The sequence below is a fragment of the Streptomyces wuyuanensis genome (genome assembly GCF_900103455.1).
GTDB classification, from domain to species: domain Bacteria; phylum Actinomycetota; class Actinomycetes; order Streptomycetales; family Streptomycetaceae; genus Streptomyces; species Streptomyces wuyuanensis.
In genome coordinates this window covers 61,988-79,674 of the sequence record NZ_FNHI01000019.1, presented here as the reverse complement: position 1 = coordinate 79,674, position 17,687 = coordinate 61,988, and the positions used below count along the sequence as shown (strand labels likewise).

12 protein-coding genes and 2 pseudogenes are annotated in these 17,687 nt (G+C 72.5%); 6 read left to right on the top strand and 8 right to left on the bottom strand.

What is annotated here, in order from left to right:
• The first annotated feature begins 3 nt into the window (after positions 1–3).
• A complete protein-coding gene (locus BLT82_RS25440; RefSeq protein WP_244529584.1) occupies positions 4–456 on the top strand; it encodes a DUF6463 family protein in 453 nt (150 codons plus the stop codon).
• Positions 457–675: 219 nt separating this feature from the next.
• Positions 676–4,374 carry a S8 family serine peptidase gene (locus tag BLT82_RS25435; protein ID WP_093658798.1) on the top strand — a complete coding sequence of 1,233 codons (3,699 nt, stop codon included), beginning with the start codon at positions 676–678 and terminating at the stop codon, positions 4,372–4,374.
• A gap of 143 nt (positions 4,375–4,517) precedes the next feature.
• On the opposite strand, the gene BLT82_RS25430 is transcribed toward BLT82_RS25435, so the two are convergent.
• The 5 genes and pseudogenes from BLT82_RS25430 to BLT82_RS25410 form a co-directional block, all read right to left on the bottom strand.
• Positions 4,518–5,873: a mycothione reductase gene (locus tag BLT82_RS25430; protein ID WP_093658796.1), complete on the bottom strand. Its 1,356-nt coding sequence runs from the start codon at positions 5,871–5,873 to the stop codon at positions 4,518–4,520.
• 240 nt (positions 5,874–6,113) lie between these two features.
• On the bottom strand, positions 6,114–6,731 hold the full coding sequence (pspAB, locus tag BLT82_RS25425) for a PspA-associated protein PspAB (RefSeq protein WP_093658794.1): 618 nt from the start codon (positions 6,729–6,731) through the stop codon (positions 6,114–6,116).
• A gap of 56 nt (positions 6,732–6,787) precedes the next feature.
• Positions 6,788–7,702: a zinc metalloprotease HtpX gene (gene htpX, locus BLT82_RS25420; RefSeq protein WP_093658792.1), complete on the bottom strand. Its 915-nt coding sequence runs from the start codon at positions 7,700–7,702 to the stop codon at positions 6,788–6,790.
• Positions 7,703–7,866: 164 nt separating this feature from the next.
• Positions 7,867–8,379: a DUF1707 SHOCT-like domain-containing protein gene (locus BLT82_RS25415; RefSeq protein ID WP_093658790.1), complete on the bottom strand. Its 513-nt coding sequence runs from the start codon at positions 8,377–8,379 to the stop codon at positions 7,867–7,869.
• 10 nt (positions 8,380–8,389) lie between these two features.
• Positions 8,390–9,570 (bottom strand): annotated as a pseudogene (locus tag BLT82_RS25410) (RNA-guided endonuclease InsQ/TnpB family protein).
• Between the two features lie 90 nt (positions 9,571–9,660).
• On the opposite strand from BLT82_RS25410, the gene BLT82_RS25405 reads away from it, so the two are divergent.
• Positions 9,661–9,819, top strand: a complete 159-nt coding sequence (locus BLT82_RS25405) for an Arc family DNA-binding protein (protein WP_093658788.1) — start codon at positions 9,661–9,663, stop codon at positions 9,817–9,819.
• Between the two features lie 146 nt (positions 9,820–9,965).
• On the opposite strand, the gene BLT82_RS25400 is transcribed toward BLT82_RS25405, so the two are convergent.
• Both BLT82_RS25400 and BLT82_RS25395 read right to left on the bottom strand, forming a co-directional pair.
• The gene (locus tag BLT82_RS25400; RefSeq protein WP_093658786.1) at positions 9,966–10,460 is read right to left on the bottom strand and encodes a peroxiredoxin; all 495 of its coding nucleotides are present in this window, start codon (positions 10,458–10,460) and stop codon (positions 9,966–9,968) included.
• A 198-nt stretch (positions 10,461–10,658) separates the two neighbouring features.
• A pseudogene (locus BLT82_RS25395) lies at positions 10,659–12,231 on the bottom strand (amidohydrolase).
• A 324-nt stretch (positions 12,232–12,555) separates the two neighbouring features.
• Between BLT82_RS25395 and BLT82_RS25390 the strand changes: the two are divergent.
• From BLT82_RS25390 to BLT82_RS25380, 3 genes are all read left to right on the top strand, one after another.
• Complete coding sequence (locus BLT82_RS25390; RefSeq protein WP_093658784.1) at positions 12,556–14,280, top strand: ABC transporter ATP-binding protein; 1,725 nt, start codon at positions 12,556–12,558, stop codon at positions 14,278–14,280.
• On the top strand, positions 14,277–16,088 hold the full coding sequence (locus tag BLT82_RS25385) for an ABC transporter ATP-binding protein (protein WP_093658782.1): 1,812 nt from the start codon (positions 14,277–14,279) through the stop codon (positions 16,086–16,088). The genes BLT82_RS25390 and BLT82_RS25385 overlap by 4 nt, the downstream gene beginning before the upstream one ends.
• Before the next feature lie 165 nt (positions 16,089–16,253).
• On the top strand, positions 16,254–17,321 hold the full coding sequence (locus tag BLT82_RS25380) for an iron-siderophore ABC transporter substrate-binding protein (RefSeq protein ID WP_093658780.1): 1,068 nt from the start codon (positions 16,254–16,256) through the stop codon (positions 17,319–17,321).
• 94 nt (positions 17,322–17,415) lie between these two features.
• Here BLT82_RS25380 and BLT82_RS25375 read toward each other — a convergent pair whose 3' ends face one another.
• Entirely contained in the window at positions 17,416–17,625 is a 210-nt protein-coding gene (locus tag BLT82_RS25375) for an MbtH family protein (RefSeq protein ID WP_093658778.1), read from the bottom strand.
• Between the last annotated feature and the right edge of the window lie 62 nt (positions 17,626–17,687).

The following is a 17,687-nucleotide window of genomic DNA, read 5'->3' as shown; positions in this document are numbered from 1 at the left end:
CCGATGGGTACGCGCGGGGGACTGCTGCGGTGGGCGAGCGGCATCATGGTCGGGCTGGGAACGGGCCATCTGCTGCTGCTGGCCGCCATGGACCGGGAGACCGTCATCGGCTGGGCGGAACGCGGCCTGTGGGCGGCGGTACCGCTCATGGACGGTGGCGACGGAGCGGGGGAGTCGCTCGCGAACCAGCTGACCTTCTGGGCCGGGCCGGGGAGCTTCGCCGTGCCCCTGATCCTGCTCGGCTGCCTGACGTGGCACCTCGCCGGACGCGGGGTGGCCGTGCCCGCCGGCATCGGCTGGGGGCTGGCCGCGTGGTGCCTGACCGGCGGGGTCCTGCTCGTGCCGTCGCCGTATTTCGCGGGCGCCGTCGCCGGCGTCCTCGTCGTCCTCGCGTCGCGGAGGGGGACCGGCCGGCAGCGACCGGAGAGCGGGGGAGCGGCGCGGCCTGACCCCTGACGTCTCGCGCGGGTCGGGCCGGCGGGCCCCCGGGGTAGCCGGAACCCCGTGCACCGTCCGGCCGCGGGTCCGGCGAGGTGCCGCACCCCTTGGCGAACCTGCGCCATGGCGCGGGAGCGCCAGCCCAATCCCATTGTGCGCGACCCGAGTCGCCCTCGATCATCCAGGTCGTCTCTCGTCCTTCGCGCCCTCTGGGGGTCTTCTTTGCCTGCCGTTGCCATGTCCAGGTCAGGGCCGATCGCGCTCGCCGCGGTCGCCGCCCTGGCCATGGGCGTCCTGCCGGCCGCAGCTTCGCCCGGGAACCCGTCCGGGCCGGTACCGCCGGCCGGCGCCGCGTCCCGGCCACCCGCGGCCGGCGGCACGCACACCGTCACCCTGATCACCGGTGACAAGGTCACGATCGGAACCGCGTCCGACGGCACGGCCGTTCGCTCCTTCCAGGGAGCGAACGGAACCACCGGCGGCTTCCACCGAGCCGTCGTCGACGGCTCGACGTACGTCTATCCCGACTCCGTCCTGCCGTACGTCAGCGCGGGGAAACTGGACAGGCAACTGTTCAACGTCACCCGGCTGATAGCCGACGGCTACGACGACGCGCACTCCTCCAGGCTGCCGCTCATCGTGAGTTACACCGATGCCGCCGCCGAGTCCCGCACCCAGCCGAAGATGCCGGGCTCGACGGTCGTCCGCCGGCTCGGAAGCATCCAGGGCGCGGCCCTCGCACAGAACCGCGCGCAGGCTCCCGCGTTCTGGTCGGCGCTCACCGGCGGCTCTTCCACGGCCGCCCGGACGGCCGGACCGGCCTTCGCGGGTGGAGTCGCCAAGGTCTGGCTGGACGCCAAGGTGAAGGCCAGCCTGGCGGACTCGACCGCCCAGATCGGTGCCCAGCAGGTCTGGGCTGAGGGCAACACCGGCAAGGGCGTGAAGGTGGCCGTGCTCGACACCGGTCTCGACGCCGAGCACCCGGATCTCGCCGGGCAGGTCGACGACACCGCCAGCTTCGTCCCGTACGAGCCGGAGATGACCGACTACCACGGCCACGGCACGCATGTCGCCTCGACCGTCGCCGGCACCGGCAGCGCGTCGGACGGCAAGGAGCGAGGCGTCGCCGCCGGCGCCCGCCTGTCCGTCGGGAAGGTCCTCGACGCCGACGGCGGGGGAGAGGCGTCCTGGATCATCGCGGGCATGGAATGGGCCGCCCGCGACCAGAAGGCCAGGATCGTCAGCATGAGCCTGGGCGGCAGCGGCGACGGCACCGACCCGATGAGCGAGGCGGTCAACCGGCTCAGCCGCGAGACCGGGGCGCTGTTCGTGATCGCGGCCGGCAACGGCGGCCCGCAATCCATCAACAGCCCCGGGGCCGCGGACGCCGCACTGACCGTCGGAGCCGTCGACTCCGAGGACCGCCTCGCCGAGTTCTCCAGCCAGGGCCCGCGTGACGGCGACGGAGGGCTGAAGCCCGAGATCACCGCACCAGGAGTCGACATCCTCGCGGCCCGCTCCCACCACCGGCGGGGCGGCTCGGGCTACTACACCACGATGAGCGGTACGTCGATGGCGACACCGCACGTCGCCGGCGCCGCCGCGCTGCTCGCCGCCGCCCACCCGGACTGGACCGGCTCGCAGCTGAAGGAGGCGCTGGTCAGCAGCGCGAAGGCCACGCCGTCGTACACCCCGTACCAGGCGGGTGGCGGCCGGCTCGACGCCCTCGCGGCGGTGCGCACCTCGGTCTTCGCGACCGCCGGGGTCTCCTCGGGTTTCCACTCCTGGCCGCACGAGCCGGGCGAGACCGACGTACGGAAGGTGACGTACACCAACACCGGTGACGCCCCGGTCGCGCTGGACCTGGCGATCGATGCGGACGTCCCGGCCGGGCTGTTCGCCCTCTCCGAGGACCGGGTCACCATTCCCGCACACGGCACCACCTCGGTCACCCTGACCGCGAACCTGGACCGGCTCCCGGCCGACCGGACGGTCAGCGGCATGATCAACGGCAGGGACGGCACCGGCAAGGTCCGGGCCCGGACCCTGATCGGCACCGCGAAGGAGGGACAGCGGCAGACGCTGACCGTCGTCGCCAAGGACCGGTCCGGCAAGCCGCTGGCAGGCCGGGTCCTCCTCACCGCCGCCGGTCTCTTCACGGTGATGGACCTCGACGCGTCCGGCACCGGCACCGCACGGCTTCCCGTCGGCACCTACAGCGGATGGCTGACCGCCGACGTGCGAGGGGCCAACGGGCCGCGTTCGCTGGGCATGGCGCTGCTCGGCTTCAACGACGTCCGGCTGGACCGGGACCGCACCGTCACCCTCGACGGCCGGAAGGCCCGTCGGATCCTGGCGCAGGTGCCGAGGCAGACGACCGCTGTCGCTCCCCGGCTGGACGTCCACCGGTCGTTCGGCGACAGCCTGGTCGAGTCGTCCATGCTGCCCGACGAGTCCTACGACAGCATCTGGGCACTGCCGACCGGACGGAAGGTCACCGACGGAGAGTTCGAGTTCGGCGCCCGGTTCCGGCTCGAGCAGCCCGCGCTGACCATCGGCGCGGGCTCGCGGAGCTACGGCGACCTGCTGGTCAAGCGCGCGGCCGAGCCCCTGCCCGCAGGAACCCGGACCCTGAAGGCGGTCTTCGCCGGCGAGGGTTCGTCCCGGGAGCCGGCCCTGCGCGACGTGCGGGGCAAGGCCGTGGTGGTACGGCGCAGCGACACCGTGGAGATCCGGGAGCAGGCGGCCGCCGCCGCTGCCGCGGGCGCGCGGATGCTCCTGGTCGTCAACGACGGACTCGGCCGGCTGGGGCCCTGGGACGAGTCTCCCTGGAGCCCGCACAGCCCGGCACCCCTGACGGTGGCGACGCTCGACGCCGACCGGGGCGACGCGCTGATCGAGGCGATCCGGCGCGGCTCCACCACGCTCAAGGTCACCTCTCAGCCCACCACCGACTACCTCTACGACGTGGTCCACCACTGGTCCGGCGCCGTGCCGGCCGACCCGACCTGGCGCATCGGGCCGCGCGACGTGGGCCGGGTGGACGTCTCCTTCCGCAACCACCGTCCCGGCAAGGCGAACGAGTTCCGCGCCGATGTCTGGCGGGGCTGGGTCGTCGGGAACCAGCTCACGGCTCCCGCCCAGGGAGAGCGCACCGACTGGGTCACGGCCGAAGCCGCCTGGCTGGAGGACGCCTTCATCCCCACGGAGACCGGGCAGCATTCCCTGAACGTGCTGCGCTACCCGGCCGGAAAGCCCGGCAGGGCCCACTGGTTCGGCCCGATCCAGCGCCCCCGCATGGGCCCGATCGGCTATCAGCCGGTGCGCTACCTCGACACCGTGTACATCCCGGCGCCCGGCTGGGGCGACTCCGGCGCCGGCCATGTCGGCGAAGCCCTCGGAAACTTCGACGTGAAGAACTCGATGACCCTCTACCAGGGCGACCGGCAACTCGACTGGGGCAACGCGGAGAGGCTGCAGGTCCCCGGCCTCGCGGCGGAGCGGCAGCCCTACCGGTTGGTGGTCGACAACGACCGGGGCGACTGGGCCCATCCGTACTCGACGCACACGACGACCGAGTGGCGGTTCACGTCGGCGGCCACCGGGAGCGAGTCGGCCGAGGCCCTGCCGCTGATCCAGCTCGACTACGGCGTGGACACGGACAGGACGGGCCGGGCCGACCGGCGCGCCGCGCTGACGGTGACACCCTCGCACCTGCCCGGAACCACGGCGTCGATCGGGAAGGTCTCCGTCGAGGTCTCGTACGACGACGGGGCGACCTGGCAGCGGCACGCCGTGGACCGCCGTGGTGAGGCGTGGCGCACGAGTCTGCACGCGCCCAGGTCGGCAGGCTTCGTCAGCCTCCGGGTCACCGCATCGGACGGTGCCGGCAACAGCGTCTCCCAGACCATCACCCGGGCCTTCGGCCTGCGCTGACGGACACCTGGCGGGGCGACCCGACGGGCGGGGCGGCCTCGGTCGCCCCGCCCGTTCCCCATGCCCGACGCCGGTGGAACCGGAGACACGTCATCCGGTCCCACCACGTGCCTCCTCGTCCATGGACGCCGCGGAGGCGCCGACTACAGCCCCAGCAGGGCCTGTTCGACGGCCTCGGTGAGGGCGGGGTGGATGTACAGCGCCTCCCGGGCGACCTGGTCCACCGTCTGCCCCAGGGCCATGGCCTGGATCAGCGGCTGGATGAGCGTGGCGGCCTGAGGGCCGATGATGTGGGCGCCGAGGATCGTCCGCTCCCGTGGATCGGCCAGGACCTTCACGAAGCTGGTGGTGTCCTCCAACGCCCAGCCGTACGCGGTGTCCGCGTAGTCGCGCACACTGGCCAGGTACGGGATCCCGCGGCGCCGCGCCTCCTGCTCGGTCAGCCCGACCGCGGCGATCTGCGGGCTGGTGAACACGGCATGCGGCGCAACCCTGTTGGTCAGCGTGCGAAGGTCCTCCGGATGGACCATGTTGTGCCGCACGATCCGCGACTCGGCGTTCGCCATGTGCTTGAGCTGGAAGTGGTTGACCACGTCGCCGAGTGCCCAGACCCCCGGCACCGATGTCCGGTAGGCCTCGTCGGCCGCGATGTGGCCGTGCTCGTCCAGTTCCAGTCCTCCGGCGGCCGCGTCCAGCCGGTCGGTGTTGGGGCGGCGGCCGACGCACACCAGCAGCGTCGCCGCCCGCAGGACCTCGTCGCCGTCCGGACCGTTCACCGTGACGGCAACGCCGCCCCCGTCCTGGGCGACGGAGGCGACCACGGTGTCGAGGAGTACGCGGTGCCGCCGCGAGGCGAGTTCGGTGAAACGCGCCGACACCTGCTCGTCCTCAGACGTCAGCAGACGCGGCCCGCGCTGCACGATGGTCACGCCGGTGCCGAACGAACCGAAGACATGGCTGAACTCGGCCGCGACGAAGCCTCCGCCGATGACGACCATGGACGACGGGACGTCGTCGATCCGCATGACGGTGTCCGACGTGTGGAAGGGCACGGCGTCGAGGCCGGGCACGTCCGGCACCAGGGGCCGTGACCCGACGGCGAGGACGAACGTGTCGGCGGTGAGCTGCTCCGCCCCGACCTGCAGCACCTTCGGCGCGACGAAGCGTCCCTCCTCGGTGTACACGTCGACACCGTGCTCCCTGCGGTAGTTCACCGCGCTGTCGTGCAGCGGGTCGATGCGGCCGAACACCCGGTCGCGGACGGCCTTCCAGTCGACCCGGTCGACGGTCGCGTCGACGCCGAGCCGCGCAGCCGCCCGCGCGCCCTCGACCGCGTCGGCCGTGACGACGAACATCTTGCTCGGAATGCAGCCCCGGTTGAGACAGGTCCCGCCGAAGCGGTCGGGCTCCACGACCGCGGTGCGCAGATGGGCGATTTCGTCGTCGAGCAGCATGTTGCCGCTGCCCATGCCCAGAACCACCAGATCGTAGTGCCGCATGCCCGCCCACCTTCCGTCGGCGAAATGCCGGCCTCGCAGCGCGCGGCGCGTGGTCCTCCGCAGGAGGCCACAAGTCCCTTGGTTCCGATTCTGACGTCACTGCCAGAGGCGTGCAAACGCCCTTACCGGGGGGTGCCGCGAGGGGCGCGCCGGGCGGTCCCGGCTCGCACGGCCGGGCGCGTGCAGCCACGAACGGCGCCGGCGGGACGGAGCGGCGCGTCTCCGCCGGGTGCCCGGTGGTCAACCGTTCCCGTCGCCTTCCTCGGCTGCGCCGATTCCGGGCGCGCCCCACAGCGGGAACCACCGGCTCAGATCGTCCTCGATCGGCAGGTCGTCCGCGAGCAGCGCCCGGACCTGGAGCTCCAGGGCGTTGTCGCGCTTCTCGGCCGTTCCGGGCAGGGGAACGAAGGGATAGAAGGAGCCGCGTTTGTAGAGGTACACCAGGGCGAGGTCCCTTTCGGCCGCGGTGTCGCGGAATCCGACCAGCGAGCAGAGCAGGTGCGGGCCGAAGCCGGCGTCCTGGAGCAGGGTGTTGACGGCATGCAGGTCGTTGACCAGGGAGGCCGTGTCGTCGGCCGGGTGCCGGGCCAGGAGCCAGGTGTACCCGTACGCGTCCCGGGTGAACGCCACCGGAGTCCCGCCCCGGTCGGTGTCGGCGTCGAGCAGGTCGCGAACGTCGTCCCGGACCCTTGCGAAGGCCCCGCCCTCGACACCGGCGAAGCACACCGACCCGGCCCCGGTCGGCACGAACCCGGCTCCCGCCTGGAGGGTGATCGCCGCAGCGGGCAGACCGAAGAGCCGGTCGAGGTCGGGCGGTACCGGCTTGCCGCGGCCCAGGATGGCGTCGAGGAGTCCCATGGGCGGAGTCCCTTCCTCGGGTGGAGCGGGTGGAGTGAGCGGGCGTACGGGACGGGTCACGAGCGGCCGAGCTGCAGCGAGATCCTGCCCAGCTGGTCCAGGCGCTGCTCCAGCGTCGGATGCGAGGAGAGCAGCCTGCCCAGACTCTCCTTGGAGGAGAACGCCGGGGCGAACCAGAAGGCGTTGAACGGCTCCGCCTTGCGCAGGTCCTGCGTCGGGATCCTGGCCATCTGGCCGGTCACCTTGGTCAGCGCCGAAGCCAGCGCCGACGGGCGACCGGTCAGGAGCGCGGCGGCGCGGTCGGCGGACAGCTCCCGGTAACGGGACAGCAGCCGGGTCAGCAGGAAGCTGATCACATAGACGACGGCGCTCACCAGCGGGACGACCAGCACCGCGATGGCGGTGTTGCTGTCGCGGCTGCTGCGGCCCAGCCCGCTGTAGAGCCATACACGGGCCATCATGCCCGCGAGCACACCGAGGAACGAGGCGACGGTCATCACCGCGACATCGCGGTGGGCGACGTGCGACAGCTCGTGCGCGATCACACCCTCCAGCTCCTCCGGCTCCAGGCGGCGGAGGAGTCCGGTGGTGGCGCAGACGAGGGCCGTCTTCTCGCCGCGGCCGGTGGCGAACGCGTTCGGCACGTCACTGTCGGCGATGGCCACGCGGGGCTTGGGCATGTCGGCGAGGGCGCAGATGCGGTCCACGGCTCCGTGCAACTCGGGCGCCTGCTCGGGGGTGACCTCGCGCGCGCCCATGCTGTACGCGGCGATCCGGTCGCTGAACCAGAACTGCGCGACGAACAGGCCGCCCGCGATGACCAGCACGATCGGCCAGGAGTCCCGGAGGACGGCCAGCAGAACGCCCACGAAGACGACGTACAGCAGCCCGATCAGGAACATGGTCGTCACCATGCGGGTGGTCAGTCCCCGGTCGGCTGCATACCGTGAACGAGAACGGGTCCCTGGCATCTGGCTCACACTCCAGGCGGAATTTGCTTCCCACCCCTCACCACCGAGTATGCGCCGCCGCCCAGGGGCCGGACGAGGGGTGCCCGAGGACTGGCGCGACGGGATCTTGACCGGCTAGGTGACTCCAGTGGTTACAGCGGTGCCCGGGCAGGACGGACGCGCCGTCAACGCCACGCGTGGCGGATCTTCAGGCGTCCGAACCCCATGGCCCCGGAGATCCGGATCGTCGGCCCGCCGGGGCGGGTGCGCCGCCGGGTCCTGTAGAGCGTGTCCTTCCACCCGGTTCGCACGTCCTCGGCGTCGACGATCGCGTCGCGAGGCACCGTGATCTTGGCCTTGCCGGTGCCGAGGTGCAACTCGATGGCGATCACCGGATGCTCGATGACCGCCCGGGACAGGTCCAGGTGCACCCTTCCGTATGCGGACTCGACCTTGAGGAACCGGGGCACTCGCCATGCACCGCGCCGCCGGATCCGTCCGCCCGCGACGGCGATCGTGGACGGGGTGGCCGCAACCTCCTCCGGGAGTGGGGCCAGCGTCGACACGAGCTCGCCGTGCGTCCTGGCGACGAGCAGCCGGTGAAGGCGCTCGTCCAACTCCTCGTGCGAGAGGTGCCCTTGGGCGTAGGCGTCCTGCAGTCGCTGCACGGGCCCTGTCGCGGTCGTCTTCTTTGACATCCTCCCCGCCCTAAGGGACGGGGATTCCTGGCTCACGTTGGCTGGGGACCAGCGGTCCGCCGGCTCTTACACGATCAGCACCAGCCGGGTTGAGACCAGCCCGGACCAGCATCACGCGCGCGGAGTTCTTATCCCGAGGGGAGACGACTCCGCACGCGGTGCAGGTGTAGGTACGTTCCGAGAGAGGAAGTGCGTGCTTGGTTCTCGCTCCGCACGACGCGCAATCCATGGTGGTGTGCGCGGGATGCACGAGACGGATGTCCCGTGCATGCTTGCGGCCCATCTCGATCAGGGCCGTCTTGGTAGCGCCGATCGCCGCGTCAGCGGCCTTGCGGGCCATGGTGGTGCGGCTGAGGAACTTCGGCCGGAAGTCCTCCACAGCGATTGCGTCGTGGTCGCGGACGACGCGCTTGGCCCACTTGCGGGCGGTGTCCTGCCGCTGCCGGGCCACCTTCTTGTGGAGCTTCGCGGTCTGCTTCCGGGCTTCGCGGTAGCCCTTGGAGGCGGCTTGTCCGCGCGCGGGCTTACGGCGGGCCATCATCCGCTGGTAGTGGGCGAGGCGCTGCGCCGCACGCCTGCCGTGCTCGGCGTGCGGGAGGTCGTGGGCGTCGGACGTGGTGGTGGCGGTCTCCTTCACGCCCCAGTCCACACCGAGTACGGCACCCGTTGCCGGGAGCGGCTGTGCTTCGGTGGCGACGACGAACGACGCGTACCAGTGCCCGACAAAGTCCTGGTGGACCCGCACGCTGCTGGGTGCGGCCGGGAGTTCGCGGGACCAGACGACCGTCAGGGCGATGCCGCCCGCGATGTGGAGGCGGCCGTCCTTCAGCCGGAACCCGCGCATCGTGTAGTTCAGCGTCGGCAGCGCGTCTCGCTTCCGCTTGATGCGGGGCATCCCGGCACGCTGCCGGAGCGGCAGCTTCGCCTTGATGTCCTTGAGCGCCTTGGCGCGGGACTTGGCGAAATCGCGGATGGTCTGCTGCTGCGGCACCGAGGCACCCTCACGCAGCCAGGCCATGGCGTTGCGGGCCTCGGTCAGCATCTTGTCGAGCTGCGCCGGTCCGCACGTCGTCTTCTCGGCGGCGCCCTGGTTCGCCGCGTGGGCCTTGCGGGACACGGCCACGCCCTCGTTCCACACCCACCGGCAGCGCGCCCACTCGGCTTCGAGGCCAGTGCGGGCGGCGACGACACGCGAAGCCGGTAGGTGTACCGGGCATGCCCGGCGCCCCCCCGATAGCTGCGGTGTCGTCATGCCACCATTCTGCCACTACGATTGAGGGCATGGATCATGAAGTGCGCATCACGCTCAGGCTGCCCGCCGACCTGCACGAGTGGCTGGTCTCTCAGGCCAAGTCCGCCCGCAGGTCCCTCAACTCCGAGATCCTGCACCGGCTTGAGGCCGGGCGCGGCAGCGACTCGGCAGACGACCAATCGCCCTGACGGCGATTGCTCTTTCCTTGCCCTGCTCCGCAGGGGTCCGATTCCTCCCCGGCCTGAAGACCGGGGCATCCTCGGAGGTGTCAGGTGAATCCGGATCACGGTGCCTCGACCGCCGCAGCCGCCGGGCCCCGCCGGCTCGGGCAGGCCTATCGGGAACGGTGCTTCCCCATCTTCTCCAGGTGGGCGGAGAGAGTCGACACGCTCTGGAACGTCATGCCGAGGAGGGAGACGTGCTTCCAGTGGAGGGTTCCGTCCGGGGCGATCAGGAACACCGCGCGGCGCAGGCCGAAGCCCGGGGCGCTGACCCCGAACGCCCTGGACACCGCGCGGTCGGTGTCGGCGAGCAGCGGGATGCGCAGTGAGTGCTTCCGGGCGAAGGCTTCGTGGCTGTCCACGCTCTGCGGGCTGATGCCCCACACCAGCGCGCCGCAGTCCTCGAACGCCTCCAGTCCGCTGGAGTACGAGCACAGCTGCTTGGTGCACACCGGAGTGTCGTCGCCCGGGTAGAAGGCGAGCACCAGTGGTGTGCCCGACTGCCCGGATGCGGTGAACTCGCGGCGCTCGAACGAGTCGCCCACCAGGACACCGCCGGGCAGCGAGAAGTCGGCGATCTGCTCGCCCACTCGAGGGCCTGCGCTCATGTACGCCTCCGTGTCGGAACGACCGTGATGGGCTGGCACCGGCCGGGGCCCGTGCGGTGGCGCCCATCGTGTCAGGTCTGCCGAGGAGCGGGGCCACCGGGGCGCCCGGCATCCCGGGGCCGTGACACGGATGCGGGCCGGCTCCACCATGAGGAACGGGTCCCGCACCGACGCCCGCCCGGCAGCCGACGGCTCTCCTCAGTGGACGTCGTCGCCCTCCAGAAACGTACGGACGACCTCGATGTCGCCGATCCGGGACGCATCGGTCCGCAGCGGATCGTCCCCCAGCACCACGAGGTCCGCACGCTTTCCGGGGGTGATGCTGCCCGCGTCGGAGTCCCAGTGGCAGGCGCGCGCCGCCTCGGTCGTGTACGAGCGCAGCGCCTCCTCCACCGTGATCGCCTCGTCGGGTCCGATCGGGCGACCGGACAGCGAGGCTCGTTCGACCATGAACTGGACGGCCCGAGCGGCGATCCGTCGGCCACGGGGCGATCGGAGCTGGCCACCAGTCGCACGCCGTGGTCGAGGAAGGCGCGGCCGCGGTAGAGCCATCCCTCCCTCTCCTCACCCATGACGGAGGCGTAGTCGTCCCCGTAGTGGCGGAGGAAGCCCGGCTGGACGACGCAGGTGACGCCGAGGGCGGCCATCCGGGGCAGCTGTGGTCCGGGCGCACCAGGCCCGCGTGCTCGACGCGGTGGCGCGCGTCCGGACGGGGGCGCAGTTTCTGCGCCTCCTCCAGGGCGTCCAGGGCCACGTCGACGGCGCGGTCGCCGATGGCGTGCACGGCCAGCTGCCAGCCCGCGAGGTGTCCCTCGACGATCGTGGCCTCCAACGCCTCCGGAGAGCTCAGCAGTTGGCCGGAGCCGGAGCCGGAGCCGCCTTCCCGGTAGGGACTGGTGAGTGCGGCCGTACGGGCCATCATCCCGCCGTCCGCCCAGACCTTCAGGGCTCCGAGCGACAGCGCTCCGCCGCCGAACCCGGTGCGCAGCCCCAGCGAGAGCGCCCGCGACGTGGTGTCCTCCGGTGCCGTGTCGACCGGGCGGAGGGCGTCGGCCGACACCATCAGCTGGACGCGGAGCGTCAGCCGGCCCTACTCCCGCGCCAGTTGGTAGGCCGCGGCCTCGACGGGCCCCCGGCCGAACATCTGCCCGCCGATGCCTGCCTCCGCGCAGCCGGTGATCCCTTCGGCACGGCACACGCGGGCCGCGCGCTCGACGGCCGCTGCCAGTTCTTCGAGCGAGTGCGCCGGCCTGGACTGCAGCGCGGCCCCCATCGCCTCCTCGACGAGGAAGCCGTCGGGGTGGACCGCCCAGGCGGGAAGTCGCTCCAGCACCGCCGAGTTCACCAGGCAGGCGTGACCCGAGACGTCCCCGAGGAAGACCCTGCGCCCGTCGCTCACGGCGTCCAGGTCGGCGGCCGTCAACGGGCGGTCGAGCGTGCGCCGGTCGAAGCCGCCGAGGTCCGCCCAGCCGCCGGCCGGTACCCGCGTCACGGCCTCGGCGACCGCCTGCAGCACGTCGTCGGCCCGGGCGCCGGGCGCCACGGCCGGCGCCGACGCCTTGAGCCCTGCCCAGGCCAGATGAACATGGCTGTCGATGAAGCCGGGCAGTACCGCGGCGCCGTCCAGGTCGACCGTACGACGTGCCGTCAGCCCGGCGACGTCCTCGTCCAGCCCGACGACGCGCCCCTGCCAGACGCCGAGTTCGCGGGCGAGCGGACGGGCCGGATCCATCGTGACGATGCGGGCGTTGGTGATCCTCGTGCAGAGCAGGGAAGAGTCCTCTCCTGCGCTTCGGGTGAGCGGGCGGGACCAGCGGCACGACCTTACGCTCGGGCAGGCCCTGCCAGAAGAAGCCTGTATCGGCGAAGTGGCGCGATCCGCACGTCGGTAGGCGGCGCGGCCGACGGTGTGGCGGCGGGCATCCGGTGCCGGACGACCCGGCGGCGACCCGAGCGGCGCGCGGCCGCCCGACTGCCTCGCGGCGATCGGGGACTTCCGCTCCGGAAGGGTGGCGAAGGCCATCAAAGATGGTTAGCCTTGCCTAAGTTGTCATGCGGTTCCTGGGCACTTCTGAGCCGTATCCGGAGGGGATGCGTGGGGAAGCCGGAGCTCAGGGGACGGGACGTGCTGCGGTCCGTGGTCCGCGGCCGGCGGCGCTCCGTCGCGCTCGGCGTGCTCCTCGGGGCGTGCCATCAGGGCGGCGAGGCCATCGTCCCCGTCCTCATCGGACTGGCCGTCGATCAGGGAGTCGTCGAAGGGGATGCCGCTGGACTGATGCTGTGGCTCGGCGTACTCGCCGTCGTCTACGTCGGGCTTTCCTTCGGTTTCCGGTACGGCGCCCTCGCCGGCGAACGCGCCTCCGTGACCGCGGCACATCTGCTCCGCGTCGCACTGGTCGAGCGCGTCCTCGCACCCGAAGGCGGCGCCGAGGACGGCCGGTTGCCGGGCGAACTGGCGAACATCGCCACCGAGGACGCCAAACGGGTCGGCGCCGTGACCATGGCCCTGATCGTCGGCGCCGGCGCGGCCGTGGGTCTCGTGGTGGGTGCCGTCTTCCTGCTGAGGATGTCCGTCGGTCTCGGTCTGCTCGTACTGCTCGGCACCCCGCTGCTGCTGTGGCTGGGACACCTGCTGAGCAAGCCGCTGGAGCGGCGCAGCGAGACCGAACAGGAGTGCGCGGCGCACGCCTCGGGCGTGGCCGCCGACCTCGTGGCCGGACTCCGCGTCCTGAAGGGCATCGGCGCAGAGCCCGCCGCGACGGCCCGCTACCGGGGCATCAGCCGCGACTCACTGTCCGCGACCCTGCGAGCGGCCCGCGCCGAGGCCTGGCAGAACGGGGTCGTGACGCTCCTGACCGGTGCCTTCATCGCCCTTGTCGCGCTCGTCGGCGGCCGGCTCGCCGCCCGCGGCGACATCGGGATCGGCGAGCTCGTGTCGTGCGTCGCGCTCGCCCTCTTCCTCATCGGCCCGCTCTCCGAGTTCTCCTGGGTCAACGCCGAGCTCGCCCAGGGCCGCGCGTCGGCCGCACGCATCGCCGCAGTACTCGGCGCACGCCCCGCCGTGAGCACGGTGCCGCCACGCACGCCCGACGCCGCCGCGCGGCCGCTCGCCGCCGAAGGCCGCCTGCGTCTGCGCGATCTCTCGTACGGCCCACTGGACGCGGTGGACATCGACATCGAGGCGGGGGAGACCGTCGGCGTCGTCGCCGCGAACCCCGCGGACGCCTCGGCGCTGCTGCACTGCCTGGGCCGGCGCACGGACCCCGACCGGGGCTCCGTCGAACTCGACGGAAGAGCCCTCACCACGCTGGACCTGGCACAGGCACGCGGGGTGATCCTCGTGGCCGAGCACGATGCGGACCTGTTCGAGGGAACGCTCCTCGACAACGTCGCCGCCGCCGCACCTGCAGGCGGGCAGGGCCCCGTGACCCCCGCCGCCGCGATGGCCGCTTCGGGCACCGACGAGGTCGCGCGCTCCCTGCCCGACGGCACCGGCACCGCGGTCACCGCCCGGGGACGCTCGCTGTCCGGCGGCCAGCGCCAGCGCGTCGCCCTGGCCAGGGCCCTGGCGGCCGACGCTCCCGTCCTCGTCCTCCACGAGCCCTCCACCGCCGTCGACGCCGTCACCGAGATGCGGATGGCCGCAGGCATCAAGGAGCTCCGCAGGGGCCGGACGACCGTCCTCGTCACCAACAGCCCCGCGCTCCTCGCCGTCACCGACCGCGTCGTCCTCCTTCGGAACGGCCGGGTGGCGGCCGCCGGCGACCACGGACACCTCGTCGGCACCCACGCCGACTACCGGACGGCGGTGTTCGCATGACGGAGTCCCCGGCCGCCGGCCGTGACACGGCCGCCCGCGAGCCCCAAGCGAGCGGACCGCTGCTCCCCGTGGCCACCCCGGCCAGGACCCGCGCCGCCGTCGCCCGGCTGCTGCGTCCGCAACGCACCCTGGCGGTGACCGCCTTCGCGGTCATGACCGCCGCCACCGCCGTGGGCCTTCTCGTCCAGCCGCTGCTGGGCCGGATCGTCGACCTCGCCGCGGAGCGAGGGCCGTCCGACGCCATCACCCTCACCGCCGCGCTGCTCGTGGCCGTCGCCGTGGCCCAGGGCGTCACCACCGGGCTCGGGCTGTCCCTGATCTCCCGGCTGGGCGAGACGACGCTGGCCAGGCTGCGCGAGCGGTTCGTCGAGCGGGCTCTCCAGCTGCCGCTCGACCGGGTCGAGAAGGCGGGCGCCGGGGACCTCACGGCCCGCGTCACCGCCGATGTGTCCCTGATCGCCGAGGCCGTCCGCAACGCACTGCCCGAGCTGGCCCGTTCGCTCCTCACCATCGTCCTCACCTTCGGGGCGCTCGCCCTGCTCGACTGGAGGTTCCTGCTCGCCGCACTGATCGCGGTGCCCGTCCAGGCGCTCACCGCCCGCTGGTACGTGCGCCGCGCGGTGCCGCTCTACGCCGAGCAGCGCGTGGCCGGAAGCGCCCAGCAGCAGCAGCTGCTCGACACCATCGGCGGAAGCTCCACACTGCGCGCCTTCCGCCTGGAGCGGGAGCACACCCGGCGGGTCACCGAGCGGTCCCGGTCGGTCGTCGGGCTGACGATGCGCGGTGTGCGGCTGGTGCTCGGCTTCTACGGCAGGCTGCACATCGCCGAATACCTGGGCCTCGCCGCGGTCCTGGTCACCGGCTACTGGCTGGTCCGCCAGGGGACGGCGTCCATCGGCACCGCGACCGCGGCCGCCCTCTACTTCCACAGCCTCTTCACCCCGGTCAACGCGGCGCTGGTCCTGCTCGACGACGCCCAGTCCGCCCACGCGAGCCTGGTCCGGCTCGTCGGCGTCACCGACGGGCCGGCGCCGGGGAACGCGAAGGGCCCCCGGGTGGCAGGCGGCAGCGACGTCACCGTGCGCGGCGTGGGCCATGCCTACCGGCCGGGACACCCCGTGCTGCACGACATCGACCTGACCATCCGTCAGGGCGAGCGGGTGGCACTGGTCGGCGCCAGCGGCGCGGGCAAGACCACTCTCGCCAGGCTGATCGCCGGCATCCAGCCGCCGACCACGGGGGCGGTCCTGGTGGGAGGAGCCCCGCCGACGGAACTCGGGCCGGTCGCCGCAGGCGGCACCGTGGCCCTGGTCACCCAGGAAACCCATGTCTTCACGGGCCCGCTCGCCGAAGACCTGCGGCTGGCCAGACCCGACGCGACCGACGAGGAACTGCGCGCGGCGCTCGACCGCGTCGACGCCCTCGTCTGGGCGGAGGAACTCCCCGACGGTCTCGCCACCGTCGTCGGGGACGGCGGACACCGGCTCGACGGGGCGAGGACGCAGGCCCTCGCCCTCGCCCGGCTGATCCTCGCCGATCCGCCGCTCGTGATCCTCGACGAAGCGACCGCCGAAGCGGGCAGTGCGGGAGCGCGCGCGCTCGAGAAGGCGGTGGCACGCGCCGTGGACGGCCGGACGGCACTCGTCGTCGCCCACCGGCTGAGCCAGGCGGCGGCGGCCGACCGGATCGTGGTCATGGAAGCCGGGCGGATCGTCGAGTCCGGCACCCACGACGAACTGCGCGCCGCCCAGGGCCCCTACGCGGCGCTGTGGGAGGCCTGGTCGGACACGCGCGACACCGACTCCTAGCCGCCGCGCGACACGGCCGCCCCCGCCGCCCCCGTACGACCGCCCGCCCGTCCCCGTACGACCGCCCGGACCACAGGACGCCCGCTCGCGCCGCTCCTCAGGAACCGCACCAGCCGCCACCCCCCGCACGACCGCTCCACCGGAGCCCGAACGAAGGAAAGACCGATGCCCCGCTCCCGCAGAGCCCCACGCCTCGCCGCCGCGCTGGCCTCCGCCCTCATGCTGCTCGCCACCGCCGCGTGCGGCGGCGGCTCCGACACCGGATCCGCCGGCTCCGGAGCCGAGGCGAGTACGTCGGGCGGTGGGGGCGCCTTCCCGGTGACCATCGCCCACAAGTACGGCAGCACCACGATCAAGTCGGAACCCAAGCGCATCGTCACCGTGGGCCTCACCGACCAGGACGCGGTGCTCGCCCTCGGGAAGGTCCCCGTCGGCACCACCGAGTGGCTCGGCGGCTACCAGGGAGCCATCGGACCCTGGGCGCAGGACGAACTGGGCGCCGGTCAGGCCCCGACCGTGCTCAAGGACACCGGGACCGGCCCGCAGGTGGAGCGGATCGCCGCCCTCAAGCCGGACCTGATCCTGGCGCTGTACGGCGGGCTGACCAAGGAGCAGTACGCGTCGCTCTCCGCCTTCGCGCCCGTGGTCGCCCAGCCGAAGGAGCACAACGACTACGGCATTCCCTGGCAGGAGCAGACGAAGACCGTGGGACGCGCGCTCGGCAAGGCGGAGGAGGCCGCGAAGGCCGTCGAGTCCGTCGAGGCGGAGATCGCGGCCACAGCCAGGGAGCACCCCGCCTTCAAGGGCACCACCGCCGTCATGGCCACCCCGTACGAGGGCATCTTCGTCTTCGGCAGCCAGGACTCCCGCTCCCGCGTCCTCACGGGCCTCGGCTTCACCATGCCCGACGGTCTGGACAAGGCGATCGGTGACAAGTTCGGCGCCAACATCAGCAAGGAGCGCACCGACCTGCTCGACCAGGGCGCCGTCGTCTGGATCGTCGGCGACGTGGCGAAGGACACGCAGAAGCTGCACAAGGACGCCTCGTACAAGGACCTCAAGGTCGTGAAGGAGGGGCGCGAGGTGTTCGTCGACGAGACCAGCGACTTCGGGCACGCCACGTCCTTCGTGTCCGTGCTCAGCCTGCCGTACGTCATCGAACGGCTCGCCCCGCAGCTGGCGGCGGCCGTCGACGGCTCGCCCGCCACCAAGGTCGAGCAGCCCGCCTCCTGACTCCGTCCCGGACGTGCGGCGGGGCCGGCCGCGGTGGACTCCGGGGCCGGCCCCGCAGGTTCGGCACCCGCCGCCGGGGCGACGGGCCCCGGGTTCAGCCGTCCATCGACTCGGCCAGGCTCCTGGGCCGCATGTCCGTCCAGTGGGCCTCGATCCAGTCCAGACAGGACTGCCGGGACGCCGGCCCGTGGACGGCCCGCCAGCCGGCCGGCACATCCACGAAGTCGGGCCACAGGCTGTGCTGGTTCTCGTCGTTGACGAGCACCGAGTAGACGCCGTCGGCGTCCTCGAACGGATTGGTCATGACTTCGATCTCCTCCTCGTGACGTGCCGGCGGACTCCGGTGGCGCCGCGCCTCCCGGCAGG

Excerpts from the sequence above, each read along its gene's own strand:
- BLT82_RS25440 (WP_244529584.1), top strand. The coding sequence starts at position 4 with ATGGGTACGCGCGGGGGACTGCTGCGGTGGGCGAGCGGCATCATGGTC.
- BLT82_RS25435 (WP_093658798.1), top strand. The coding sequence starts at position 676 with ATGTCCAGGTCAGGGCCGATCGCGCTCGCCGCGGTCGCCGCCCTGGCC.
- BLT82_RS25430 (WP_093658796.1), bottom strand. The coding sequence starts at position 5,873 with ATGCGGCACTACGATCTGGTGGTTCTGGGCATGGGCAGCGGCAACATG.
- pspAB (WP_093658794.1), bottom strand. The coding sequence starts at position 6,731 with ATGGGACTCCTCGACGCCATCCTGGGCCGCGGCAAGCCGGTACCGCCC.
- htpX (WP_093658792.1), bottom strand. The coding sequence starts at position 7,702 with ATGCCAGGGACCCGTTCTCGTTCACGGTATGCAGCCGACCGGGGACTG.
- BLT82_RS25415 (WP_093658790.1), bottom strand. The coding sequence starts at position 8,379 with ATGTCAAAGAAGACGACCGCGACAGGGCCCGTGCAGCGACTGCAGGAC.
- BLT82_RS25405 (WP_093658788.1), top strand. The coding sequence starts at position 9,661 with ATGGATCATGAAGTGCGCATCACGCTCAGGCTGCCCGCCGACCTGCAC.
- BLT82_RS25400 (WP_093658786.1), bottom strand. The coding sequence starts at position 10,460 with ATGAGCGCAGGCCCTCGAGTGGGCGAGCAGATCGCCGACTTCTCGCTG.
- BLT82_RS25385 (WP_093658782.1), top strand. The coding sequence starts at position 14,277 with ATGACGGAGTCCCCGGCCGCCGGCCGTGACACGGCCGCCCGCGAGCCC.
- BLT82_RS25380 (WP_093658780.1), top strand. The coding sequence starts at position 16,254 with ATGCCCCGCTCCCGCAGAGCCCCACGCCTCGCCGCCGCGCTGGCCTCC.
- BLT82_RS25375 (WP_093658778.1), bottom strand. The coding sequence starts at position 17,625 with ATGACCAATCCGTTCGAGGACGCCGACGGCGTCTACTCGGTGCTCGTC.